General features: G+C 66.4%; 7 protein-coding genes. 3 read left to right on the top strand and 4 right to left on the bottom strand.

The window, feature by feature from the left end; all coding sequences use genetic code 11:
• The first annotated feature begins 13 nt into the window (after positions 1-13).
• The 3 genes from dcd (at position 14) to ABG82_RS24440 (ending at position 3,841) form a co-directional block, all read left to right on the top strand.
• Complete coding sequence (dcd, locus tag ABG82_RS24450; protein ID WP_043080407.1) at positions 14-583, top strand: dCTP deaminase; 570 nt, start codon at positions 14-16, stop codon at positions 581-583.
• A gap of 116 nt (positions 584-699) precedes the next feature.
• Positions 700-2,403, top strand: a complete 1,704-nt coding sequence (locus ABG82_RS24445; RefSeq protein WP_043080408.1) for a DUF7159 family protein — start codon at positions 700-702, stop codon at positions 2,401-2,403.
• Positions 2,404-2,500: 97 nt separating this feature from the next.
• Complete coding sequence (locus ABG82_RS24440) at positions 2,501-3,841, top strand: UDP-glucose dehydrogenase family protein (RefSeq protein ID WP_043080409.1); 1,341 nt, start codon at positions 2,501-2,503, stop codon at positions 3,839-3,841.
• An 85-nt stretch (positions 3,842-3,926) separates the two neighbouring features.
• Here the strand turns inward: ABG82_RS24440 and ABG82_RS24435 are convergent, their stop codons facing one another.
• The 4 genes from ABG82_RS24435 to ABG82_RS24420 form a co-directional block, all read right to left on the bottom strand.
• Positions 3,927-5,237, bottom strand: a complete 1,311-nt coding sequence (locus tag ABG82_RS24435; RefSeq protein WP_043080410.1) for a pyridoxal phosphate-dependent aminotransferase — start codon at positions 5,235-5,237, stop codon at positions 3,927-3,929.
• A 7-nt stretch (positions 5,238-5,244) separates the two neighbouring features.
• A complete protein-coding gene (locus ABG82_RS24430) occupies positions 5,245-8,199 on the bottom strand; it encodes a (Fe-S)-binding protein (protein WP_062826709.1) in 2,955 nt (984 codons plus the stop codon).
• Between the two features lie 161 nt (positions 8,200-8,360).
• Complete coding sequence (gene iniR / locus ABG82_RS24425) at positions 8,361-10,748, bottom strand: isoniazid response ATPase/transcriptional regulator IniR (protein WP_264029960.1); 2,388 nt, start codon at positions 10,746-10,748, stop codon at positions 8,361-8,363.
• Between the two features lie 74 nt (positions 10,749-10,822).
• Positions 10,823-12,646 carry an Hsp70 family protein gene (locus ABG82_RS24420; RefSeq protein ID WP_062826708.1) on the bottom strand — a complete coding sequence of 608 codons (1,824 nt, stop codon included), beginning with the start codon at positions 12,644-12,646 and terminating at the stop codon, positions 10,823-10,825.
• Positions 12,647-12,671 lie beyond the last annotated feature (25 nt).

The following is a 12,671-nucleotide window of genomic DNA, read 5'->3' as shown; positions in this document are numbered from 1 at the left end:
GTAGGCTCGTCGCGTGCTGCTGTCCGATCGCGATATCCGCGCCGAGCTCGACGCCGGGCGCCTCGGCATCGAGCCCTTCGACGCCGCCCTCATCCAGCCGTCCAGCATCGACGTGCGGCTCGACAGCCTGTTCCGGGTGTTCAACAACACCCGTTACACGCATATCGACCCCAAACAACGCCAGGACGAGCTGACCAGTCTGGTTGAGCCGGGCGAGGGCGAACCGTTCGTGCTGCATCCCGGCGAATTCGTGCTGGGATCCACGCTCGAGGTCTGCTCACTTCCCGACGATCTGGCCGGACGGCTCGAAGGAAAGTCCTCGCTGGGACGCCTGGGCCTGTTGACCCACTCCACCGCGGGTTTCATCGACCCCGGTTTCTCCGGGCACATCACCCTGGAGCTTTCCAACGTCGCCAACCTGCCCATCACCCTGTGGCCGGGCATGAAGATCGGGCAGCTGTGCCTGCTGCGGCTGACATCGCCGGCTGAGCACCCCTATGGAAGCGCCGGGGTAGGGTCGAAGTACCAGGGGCAGCGCGGTCCGACCCCGTCGCGCTCCTACCAGAACTTCATCAACCCCTAGCTGGGGTAACGCGGAAGCGCGCCAGCCCGATACATAATCGGCAATGACTCGAACTTATTGACGGCCTTGGCGCGTTTGTTCGTGTGACCGTGTCGATATGTAGCGGAGGATCTGACGTGGACGTCGTACTTGGTGTCTCGATGACACCGACGACTGCCCGCCTGGTACTGGTCGAGGGCGCAGGTGCCGACGGCAGGATCGTCGACACTGACACCATTCTTGTCTCCGAGGGTGAGGGGACAACCTCGGAGCAAGTGCTGTCCGCGATCGTCGGCACCCGCGACGGAATGATCGACAGCGGGCACAACCTGATTTCCACCGGGGTGGTGTGGAGCGATCACGCCGAAGCCGCTGAACTGCGCGATTCCCTGGCCAGCCGGGGAATCGACGGCGTCGAATTCTTCTCGGCGCTGCACGCGGGCGGCGCCCTCGCCAAGGCTGCCAGCAGCGTCACCGGGTACGAAAAATCAGCGCTACTGGTCATTGAGCCGGAGAACGCGACGCTCGCCGTGGTCGATTCCGCCGACGGGTCGATCGTCGGCCTGGCCAGCGAACCGCTCATCACCGGCGTAACCCCGGGCGTGCTGGCCAATCTGGTCAACCCGCTCAAAGGCAAGGAGAACGCCCCGGACGGAGTGTTCTTGCTGGGACTGGGCTCCGACGTCTCCGACCTCGCCGAGTCGCTGGGCGATGTCATCTCGTTGCCGGTCAACGCCCCGGATCAGCCGGAGCTGGCATTGGCCCGCGGCGCCGCGCTGGCCTCGGCGCAGGAGCCCAATTTCGAGGCCAGCACCGCGCTGCTGGGACAGGCCTACTCGCTGGAGGGACCCACCGGCGCGGGCTTTGTGCATCCCGACGCCGTCACCGAAGGCGCCGAGGAAGCCAAGACCGAGCTACGCGAATTCGGTGACTTCGATGACCAGCCGGCCGAACGCAAGCCGTTCCTGCTGGTCGGTGCGCCGCTGCTGCTGGTTTTCGGCATCTGCTCGATAGCCCTGGCTGTCTCACTCACGGTGACCGTGCGCTCCACGGTGGATCAGGGGCCATCCTCGCCGGACCGCGCCGTGGTGCAGAACCCGGTGCAGAATCCACTGCCCGCCGAGGCACCCCAACAAGCCGCGCCGCCCGCAGCGCCCGCGGAGGCACCGGCCCCCGCGGCATCGCCCGCCCCGGTGCAACAAGTGGTGGCACCGCAGCACAACCCCGCCCCGGCGCCCAAGCAGATAGCCCCCGCACCGGTGCAGGCCGCCCCACAGGCGCCCGCGCCCGTACCGGAGGCACCCCCGCCGGCCCCTGCTGCGCCCGCTCCCGTGCCCGAAGAGCAGCCCGCGCCGGCAGCGCCGCCGCCCGCCGTCGTGCCGGTACCGATCCCGTTGTTCCCGCCGGTATGGGAGCAGCCGCGGCGCCAGGAGAATCCGTGGTGGCCGGACCGGGACCGTCCGGCGTACACGCAGCCCGCCCAGACGCAGCCGCCGATCATCTCCATCCCCGGTCTGCCTCCGATCGGGGGCGGCGACTCTGATCGCGGGTCCCATGGTGGATCGCGCGGTGGTTCGGGTCGCGGCGGCTGGGGCGACGACGGAGATTCGCGGGGCGGCTGGGGTGACGGCGGCAGCTCCCGCGGTGGTTGGGGTGATGGCGGCAGCTCGCGCGGTGGCTCTGATGGCGGGTCTCATGGTGGATCGCGTGGTGGCTCCGGTGGCGGTTGGGGTGACGGCGGCGGTTCCCGTGGTGGTTGGGGCGGTAACAGCGGCTCACACGGCGGTGGATCCGGCGGGGGCTCGAACTCGGGTTTCCCCTGGCCGTTTGGCGGGCGTTAATCCCTGATTCACAAGGGTTTTCGCCGTACACCCGGCGTTAGGACACCGATGGTGCGGTGTATCCAGGTTGCTAACCCTGGCGGCCTATATAGGCAGTATGAGATGCACTGTATTCGGAACCGGTTACCTCGGAGCCACCCATGCCGCCTGCATGGCCGAGCTGGGTCACGAGGTGCTGGGCGTCGATATCGACCCGGGGAAGGTCGCCAAGCTTTCCGGCGGTGACATCCCGTTCTACGAGCCGGGCCTGCGAAAGATCTTGCAGAGCAACATCGCAGCCGGGCGGTTGCGCTTCACCACGAGCTACGCCGAGGCCGCGGAATTCGCAGACGTGCACTTCCTGGGCGTGGGCACGCCGCAGAAGAAGGGCGAGTACGGCGCGGACCTGCGCTACGTCCACTCGGTGATCGACACCCTGGTCCCGCTGCTGTCGCGCTCGGCAGTGATCATCGGCAAGTCGACGGTGCCGGTGGGCACCGCACGTGAACTGGGCCAGCGGGCAGCAGGATTCGCGGCCGACGGCGTCGACGTCGAGGTGGCCTGGAACCCCGAGTTCCTGCGCGAAGGATATGCCGTCAAGGACACTCTGCACCCGGACCGCATTGTGCTGGGTGTGCAGCGGGATTCGGACCGTGCCGAGAAGCTGGTGCGCGAGTTGTACGGGCCGATCCTCGACGAGGAGGTGCCCTTCCTGGTGACCGACCTGGAAACCGCTGAGTTGGTGAAGGTGTCGGCCAACGCCTTCCTGGCGACCAAGATCTCGTTCATCAACGCCATCTCCGAGGTATGCGAGGCGGTGGGCGCCGACGTGACCACCCTGGCCGACGCCCTGGGCTACGACCCGCGCATCGGCAGGCGGTTCCTCAACGCGGGACTCGGTTTCGGCGGAGGCTGTCTGCCCAAGGACATTCGGGCGTTCATGGCGCGTGCGGGTGAGCTGGGAGCCAGCCACGCCCTGACCTTCCTGCGCGAGGTGGACAGCATCAACATGCGGCGGCGCACCCGGATGGTGGAGCTTGCCACCAAGGCGTGCGGCGGATCGCTGCTGGGCGCCAACGTCGCGGTGCTGGGCGCGGCGTTCAAGCCCGAGTCCGACGATGTCCGGGACTCGCCAGCGCTGAACGTGGCCGGCTTGCTGCAGCTCAACGGTGCGGCCGTCAACGTATATGACCCCAAGGCGCTGGAGAACTCACGCCGGTTGTTCCCGACGCTGAACTACGCCACCTCGGTATTGGAAGCAGCGGACCGTGCCGATGCGGTGCTGCTGCTCACCGAATGGCAGGAGTTCGTGGACTTCGACCCGGACGAGCTGGCCAAGGTTGTGCGCACCAAAGTCATTGTGGACGGCCGTAATTGCCTGGACGCCGCCAAATGGGTCAACGCCGGATGGCGGGTGTTCTGCCTGGGCAAGCGCGTGGAAGAGCTGGCTCACGCCTGACCCCTGGTACCGCGAACATGCCCAAATGTGCCGGAATTCGGCGAAATTCCGCACATTTGAGCATGCTCGCGCAGGATGACGAGGGTTACTGGCGGTAGCTCGCCAGGAAGTTGCCCAGCCGCTCGATGGCGACGGCCAGATCACGCGCCCACGGCAGCGTGACGATCCGAAGATGGTCGGGCTCAGGCCAATTGAAGCCGGTGCCCTGCGTGAGCAGGATCTTCTCATTGAGCAGCAGATCCAGCACAAGCTGATCGTCATCGTGGATCTGGTGCACCTCCGGGTCCAGGCGTGGGAACGCGTAGAGCGCGCCCCGCGGCTTGACGCAGGAGACACCGGGAATCTCGTTGAGCTTGGTCCACGCCACGTCGCGCTGCTCCAGCAGTCGCCCACCAGGAAGCACCAGGTCGTCGATGCTCTGGTGGCCGCCGAGCGCCACCTGAATCGCATGCTGGGCCGGAACATTCGGGCACAGTCGCATATTGGCCAACAGGTTTACGCCTTCAAGCAGGCTGGCCGCGTGATCCTTGGGGCCGGTGATGGCAAGCCACGCCGAACGGTAGCCGGCTACTCGGTATGCCTTGGACAGGCCATTGAAGGTGAAACACAACAGATCCGGGGCCAGTGACGCGACGCTGATGTGCTCGGCATCGTCATAGAGGATCTTGTCGTAGATCTCGTCGGCCAGCAGCAGCAGCTGATGCTTGCGCGCCAATTCGACCATCTTCGTGAGGATTTCGCGGCTGTATACCGCACCGGTCGGGTTGTTCGGGTTGATGATGACCAGGGCCTTGGTGCGCTCGGTGATCTTGGATTCCAGATCCTCGATATCCGGCATCCAGCCGTTGGTCTCGTCGCACAGGTAATGCACGGCGGTGCCGCCGGCCAGCGAGGTCGCGGCTGTCCACAGCGGATAGTCGGGCGCCGGGATGAGCACCTGGTCGCCGTTATCCAGCAGCGCCTGCGTGGTCATGGTGATGAGCTCGGACACCCCGTTACCCAGGTAGACGTCATCCACGTCCAGGTAGGGGAACCCGTCGACCAGCTCGTAGCGGGTGACCACCGCGCGCCGCGCCGGCAGGATGCCCTTGGAGTCGGAGTAGCCCTGCGCGTAGGGGAGCGCCTGGATGATGTCGCGCATGATGACATCGGGTGCCTCGAAACCGAAGGGTGCCGGGTTGCCGATGTTGAGCTTGAGGATGCGGTGCCCCTCGGCCTCAAGCCGGGCGGCCTGTGCGTGTACCGGACCCCTGATCTCGTACAGGACGTCTTGCAGCTTGGTGGACTGCGCAAAGACCCGTTGATGCTGCCGCGGCGAAAGACCGGGCACGCGCGGGGGCACGTCAGTCGGCAAGTTATCGGTACTCACGGTCTCAATGGTGGCATTGCTGTCCAGCCAATATCTAATTTCGGCGGCCTGGACGGCGTGCGCCCGGAGCGATACCCAGGCCCTTTACCGGAGGCTCGGGTGCTGCCGGTGCCTCGGCGGTCTCTTCCACAGCCTCTTCCGCAGGCTCGGCTTCGGCCGGTGCGACAGGTTCCGGCTTGGCCGCGGTCTGCTCAGGTTCTGCTGCGGGAGTAGCCGCGGCAGGGGCCGCTTTCTTGGCGCCGGGACGCCGTGCACCGGCGGCAATGCCGAGACCCTTGACAGGAGGCTCTGGAGCTGCGGGAGCTGCCGGTGTTGCGGGCGCGGAAGGTGCCTCTGCCTCAGCTTCAGGCTCGGGCGTGGGTGCGGGCGCAGACGCTGCTGGGGCAGCTGCGGGGGCCGCCTTCTTCGCGCCGGGACGCTTGGCCCCGGTCGCCATACCCAGACCCTTGACGGGCGGCACAGGGGTGGCGGGTGCCGCCTGTGCTGTTGCCTCCGGCTCGGAGGCCACCGGAGCCGTCTCGGCAGCAGGGGCCGGGGTCGCCTTTTTGGCGCCCGGACGTTTGGCGCCGGTTGCCATGCCCAGACCCTTGACCGGTGGTGCCGCCGCAGCGGGAGCTGCGGGTGCAGCCGGTGTTTCGGTAGCGGCTTCGGCGGCGGGAGCCGCGGCTTTCTTGGCTCCGGGGCGCTTGGCACCGCCCGCCATACCCAGACCCGTGATGGGCTTGGCGTCGGCTGCGGGCGCCGCGGTTGCGGCCTGCGCGGCCGGCGCTTCTTCTTCGGCGACAACAGGTTCGGGCTCTGCGGCCTGGGTGGCAGCCTTCTCGGCTGCCGCTGCTGCGGCAGTGCCCTTGGCGGGCAACGCCTTCCGGATGTCTTCGGTGCGGCCCACGGATTCGAGCAGCAGCTGTGCGACGTCGACGACCTCCACCGAGGCGGAATCGTCGCGGGCGGTCACCCCGTCGGTGAGCATCACGCGGCAGAACGGGCAGCCCGTCGCGATCTTGGAGGCCGGCGTAGCCAGGGCCTCGTCGACGCGATCGATGTTGATGCGCTTGCCCAGCTGCTCTTCCATCCACATGCGGGCACCGCCGGCACCACAGCACATGGAACGCTCGCCATGCCTGGGCATTTCGGTGAGTGCGGCACCGGAAGCGCCGATCAGCTCACGCGGCGCGGTGTACACCTTGTTGTGGCGGCCCAAGTAGCACGGGTCGTGATAGGTGACGTCTTGCGACACCGGAGCAACGGGGACCAGCTTCTTATCGCGCACCAGCCGGTTCAGCAGCTGCGTGTGGTGCACCACCTGGTAGTCGCCACCGACCTGCGGGTACTCGTTGCCGAGCGCGTTGAAGCAGTGTGCGCAGGTCACCACGATCTTGCGCTGCTTCTGCTCCACACCCTCGAACACCGAATTGAGCAGCTCGATGTTCTGCATGGCCAGCTGCTGGAACAGGAACTCATTGCCAGCGCGGCGCGCGGAGTCACCGGTGCAGGTCTCGTCGGCGCCCAGCACCAAGAACTTGGTACCGGCCAGCGCGAGCAGCTCGGCGACGGCCTTGGTGGTCTTCTTCGCACGGTCCTCGTAGGCACCCGCGCAACCCACCCAGAACAGGTACTCGAAGTCGGCGAAGCTGTCGACGTCCTGGCCGAACACCGGTACGTCGAAGTCGACCTCCTCGATCCAGTTGAGGCGGTCCTTGGAGTTCTGGCCCCACGGGTTGCCCTTGTTCTCGAGGTTCTTGAACAGGCCCGCGAGCTCGCCGGGGAACTCGGACTCAATGAGCACCTGGTAACGGCGCATATCGATGATGTGATCGACATGTTCGATATCGACGGGGCATTGCTCGACGCAGGCGCCGCAGGTGGTGCAGCTCCACAGCACCTCGTGATCGATCACGGCACCCTCGCCGCCGACCAGCTGACGCTCGCCCTCGGCGATCTGTGTCTCGCTCAGCTTCGACTTGTCCTCACCGGCAAGGAGGTATGGCGCCTTGGCGTAGGTGTGGTCGCGCAGCGAGGTGATGAGCAGCTTGGGGGACAGTGGCTTACCGGTGTTCCAGGCAGGGCACTGGCTCTGGCAGCGACCGCACTCGGTACAGGTCGTGATGTCCAGCAGGTCCTTCCAGCTGAAGTCCTCGACCTTGCCGGCGCCAAACGCGTCGACATCCGGGTCGGCGCTTTCCATCTCCAGCACCTTGCCGCCGGACATCATCGGCTTGGCCGCGCCCAGTGCGACGCTGCCGTCGGCGTTGCGCTTGAAGTAGATGTTGAAGAAGGCCGCGAAGCGGTGCCAGGCCACACCCCAGACCAGCTTGCGGCCGACCAGGAGCAGGAACAGGCCGCCGGACACCATCTTGATGAACGCGAAGATGGACACCATCAACGCGCTCTCGGGCAGCAGCTGAGCGACGTTCATCGTGAAGAAGTCCGATGACGGGTGTCCGCCGCCGAAGGTCGAGATCTTGCCGGACTTGACCAGCACCATGCCCAGGCCCTCGACCAGCACGATCGATTCGATGGTGTAGGCGGCGAAGAAGTTGGAGCCACCGAAGCGTGACAGCCGTTCCGGCTTTCGTGGGTGGTTGAGCTGCCGAATGATGATCAGGGTCACGATGCCGATGACCGTGCCGATACCCAGGATCTCGTCCCACAGGTGCCAGAGGAATGTGTCGCCGATGATCGGCCAGTGGAACTCGGGATTGAAGGTCTGCCCGTAGGACTCGAAGTACAGCGGGAAGCCGCCCAGGAAGCCGACCATCACCAGCCAGTGGGCCCAGCCCACCGTCCGGAACTTGTTCATCCGGGTGTGCGCGACCACCTCGACAATGACGGTCTTGACGCGCGGCACAATCGGGCGCCAGCGGGTGCGGTCGGGTTGGCCAGACAGCACGACCCGGATCATCTTGACGACGCCGCCTAAGAATGAGCCCCAGGCAACCAGGCTGAACGTGACGCCGATGATTCCGAGAATGATCGTCGCGGTACTCACGGTGGTGCTGACCTCCCGGTCCCGAGAAGTTACTCGTCAGTAACAAGTGTAATGTTACTCGCGGGTAACTTGTGTCAGATGCGAGGTCATCGTCGCATTGCCAGGGTCGAAAGTCCTAGTCAGGCTTACCTAACCCGCCCGGCAGGTGAGCTTTCTCGCACTTATGGGGCCAAGATTGCCCGCAACATCGAGAACATGTCGGACCGTGATTCGGCGCCCAGCCGACGGCGAATGCGCGCGACGTGATGCTCGACGGTCTTGGCCGAAATGAACAGCTGCGCACCGATATCGCGATAAGGAAGTCCCCGCAGCAGTAGTTCGGCAACTTCACGTTCGCGATCGGAGAGGCGCGTCGACGCCGGAGAATGCGCGGTGGCGGGCGCCGCGGACTCATTGTCGGTGGCGGCCGACGGTGCCCGCAGATCCCGGGCCAGTGCGAGCATCGCGGCGGCCACCTTGGGGTCGTTCGCGTGCAGCGCGGCTTGACTGGCCAGCCGGGTGGCATCCCAACCCAGGCCGGCATCTGCCAGCATCCGCGCGGCGCCATCCACCTCCGGGCCATCCACTTGGTTGGCGAGCACCCGCAGCCAGGTCCGCCCGGCTGTAGCCAAGGTGCGCGCGTAGTGACTGGATGCCGCCGCCGCGGCGAGTGCCTGCCCGTGGGGGGCGAGATTCTCCGGGGAATTGGTGAGTATCGCGGCGTGCACACCCGCCCACCGCAGCGGTGCGGACCAGGCGATCGGATCGCCGAGCTGTGCCAGGATCGCGAAGGCGCGATCGACGTGATGTGCCATGACGTCCAAGGCGCGCAACCGGGCCGCCGCCACCCAGAGCTCGCCGACCGGGAGCAATGCGTAGAGATCGATCGAATATGCCGACAAGGCGTCCATCGATGCCTGCCAATGCAGTCGCAGCGCGCCGCTATCGCCATGGCGCCGGGCGATGCCCGTGCGCAGCGACTCCGTGAACAAGCGGTCTCGGCGGGAAAGCTCAACCTCCGGTTCGGGCAGCCATTGGGTGGCCGTGGTCAGGTCTCCGGACAGCATCGCGATCCAGGCGGCGAGGAGCCGGTGCCGTACGCCGAACACGTCCTGGGGCCGTTCGGTGCGAATCGCGTCGGTCAGAATGCCGCGGGCCCGCGCCGTGTCGCCGCCGTGCAGCATGGTCAATGCGGCAATCCCGACGGTGCTGTCCGGGGCGAACGTGGCGGTGAACGGTTGTTGGGTGACCGCCTGCCCCAACAAGGACAGTGCCTCTTGTCCGTGTCCCTGCACGGATGCGATGACCCCCAGGGCGGCATTGCGCAACGCGGTGGCCGAGGTGGTGGGCGGAGCACCACCACTGTCGTCCAGACACTTTCGCCCGATTTCCAGCTGTCCCGTGCCAACGAAAACTGGTGCCGCCGAGAGTGCGGTCAGGCCATCCATATCGGCACCCAGCCAGCTGTACAACATGGCCGCTTGGCCGGAATCCCCGTTGTGGCATGCGATGGCCGCCGCGATGCGCACGGCCGCGGCCCGTTGCCCGGGGTCGGTACTGCTGAGCGCCTCATCGGCCTGTGCCGCCGCGGCGGCCAGATCGCCCGCGCGAGCCAGGGACTCAGCCAGTGGAGCCCGGATGGGTCCAGGCTCGGCGCCCGCGGTCAATGCGGCCCGATACAGGCGGGCGGCATTGAACGGATCGGATTCGGTTGCTGCCCACTGCGACAGCAGGTTCGCTATCTCCTGGTCGTGCAGTCCGTGCGCGACCAGTACCAAGGCCAAGTTGGTGGACACCGAACCAACGTCGAGTTGTGTACGCAGCAGTGTGCGTTCAAGGTCGTGGTGCCGGACCGCGCCGAGCAGGCGCGCGGCGCATCCATGCACCCTGGCCGCGAACGGGATTTGGCCGGGTCCGGGGACAAGCCCGCTGGCCAGCGCCTCGTCGACGATCGCTTCGGGATCTGAGAGTTCGAGTGCCACAGCAATATCCGAGGCACCGATACCGGCGTCCAACGACATCAGCAGCACGGCGGACTGGGCGGCGGGCGACAGGTGGCGTAGTTGTTCGTCGATACGCGAATCGATCGCGCGCAGCGCCGACTCAAGAGGGTCGGGATCGCCTACACGGTCAATCGCGGCCGCCGTCAAAGCGGTCGTGCCGCCGGTCGCGGCGACAATGTCCTCGGCGAAGGGCGCCGCACTCGGCAACAGGCGGCTGACATCACTAGCACTGACGGAACTCAAAGCGATCAAGGGCGATTCGCGTTCCAGGGCTTGAAAGAGAGCGCGCAGCACGGGATTGCGCCGCGGTGCTGCGGCCACTATGACGACAGCCGCCGGATCGTTCTCGACGACAGTGCGCAGTGTCTCCAATTGCCGGTCGGTCAGCGAGTCGGCATCGTCGATGACGAATGGGCCGGTATTGCCGGCACCCACGGTTTCTGGGACGTGATTGACCGCAGGCGACCCGGCCCTGCCCAACGCCTCGCGGACGCGGGTCAGCACGAATGTCTTTCCGCTACCGGCTGCGCCGCTGATCAGCACCTTCACGGCGCTGCCAGCGGACAGCGGCTGGGTGATAGCCGTTATCGCCGAGGCGATTCCATCGAATGCCCCGGGAAACTCGTTGTCGCGCGGGGTGCTCAGTTGCGCGGACCGATCGGGATCGGGGGCAGCCCAGGGATGGTGATAGCCGGGCGTGAGGTGGATGTGGGTTGCGTCGTCGTTGTAGTCGGTTGCGTGGTCGTCGTTGTCGTAGGCGGCGTCGTAGTCGTAGTCGTAGTCGTTGTTGTGGTCGTGGTGGTGGTCGTTGTTGTTGTCGGGGGTGTTGTGGTCGTGGTGGTCGTCGTGGGTGGTGGCGGCGGTGGCTCCGGCGACGGCGGCGGTGGTTGCACCGACTGCGTGACGGTGTGGGTCTGCGGTGGTGGCGGGGGCTCCTGCGACGGGGGTGGTTCGGCGGGGGCGTCGCCCGTGCTCGGCACCACGCCGACGCTCGGCGTAGTGGTGGCGGGAGCAGGGGATTCGCTGCCGGTCAGCGAGACCATCATTCCGGTGAACGCGATTCCGGCGACGGCGGCCGCCGCGATGAACCACACCAGGGGGCGGCGATACCACGGAAGCGGCGGATAGTCGTCGTATTCGTCGGTGGGCGTATAGGGGTCGTGCCGGAACTGAAGTTCAGGGCGGGCCGTGGTGGCTTCCGTGGGTCCCTGGTACTCGTCGTCGAGGTCGACGGTGTATCCGCTCTGATACCCAGTCTCCTGCAGGGGAGCCAGGTCTGGTGCTGAATCATCTTGAGACCAAGCCAATTCCGGCTCTTCGCTGGCGGCCGCGGCAACCGGCGCGGCGAATGTTCCGGTACCGGTCGGGGCCGGGCGCATCATGGTCGCGTCGGCGGGGGGCTGCTCGACCGGTCGCATCGCGGTAGCGTCCTGTGGGGGCAGGTCGGGGCGGGTCGCCAGTAGTGCTACTCCGCGTGCGGAAGCCAGCTGCGGCTCCGGTCCAGTGATGACCGGTACTCGCATCCGCTCGGAAAGTTGTTGAGTGACAAGGGGAATATTGGCTCCGCCGCCCACCGAGGCGACCGCAGTGATATGCGCGGGATGAATTCCGTTGCGTTCCACGGTGTCCTGAATGGCATCGATCAGGCTGGACAAGGGTGCCCGCAGGTGGTCTTCGAGTTCGGCGCGGGTGAGCCGGACATCCGTGGTGATCCCCGGCAGTTGCACCGGCACTGAGGTCGTGGTGTCACCGGACAGTCGCTCCTTGGCCAACCGGCACTGATCACGCAGCCGCGTCAGTGCACCCACCGAAGTGGTGCCCTCAGGGTCCTGATTCAGATCAGTCAGTACCTGGGTCAACAGCATCTGGTCGATCTGCTGGCCGGAGAAGTCGGCGAATCGGATGGTCTGTCCGATCTGCTGGAAGCCGCGCGCCGCATCGGCAAGTGTGATGCTGCTACCCGAGCCGCCGAGATCGCAGACCACCACCACGCCGCGATCGGGTGTGCCCGGACCCGCGGCTAGTGACTCCAGGGCTGCTCGTGCGTCCGGGATCAGTTTGAGCTGCCGACCGCCCGGAGCCAGGGCGGGCACGCGGTCGATCGCCTCGCGCAGGGTGGCGACGGTCTGTGGACTCCAATGGGCAGGGACAGTCGCCGACAGCACGGGTGGTGCGGTGAAGTTCGCGGTGGAGGCGGCATCGGCGATCAGCACCCGCATGGCCTCGGTCAGGGCCCATTCGGCGCGGTGAATCGAGCCGTCCGCCGCGACGATGCCGACCGGGTCACCGACCCTGCCGACAAAGCCGGTGAGTGTCAGGCCGGGCTGGGTGGGGACCCCAACCTCGGGTGGCGCATCGTCATGCAGTGTGAGGATCGAGCTGCGTACGACGGGTTGGCTGTGCGGATCGTCGGATATCGCAACCAGTTGAGTGGCGCCGATCGACAGTCCCAATGCGTTGGCCATACCTATCCGTTCGTTCTGCGGTGCT

The organism is Mycobacteroides immunogenum (assembly GCF_001605725.1).
Classification (GTDB): domain Bacteria; phylum Actinomycetota; class Actinomycetes; order Mycobacteriales; family Mycobacteriaceae; genus Mycobacterium; species Mycobacterium immunogenum.
Note: the sequence above shows the minus strand (reverse complement) of the source record. Positions and strands in the feature narration are given on the sequence as shown.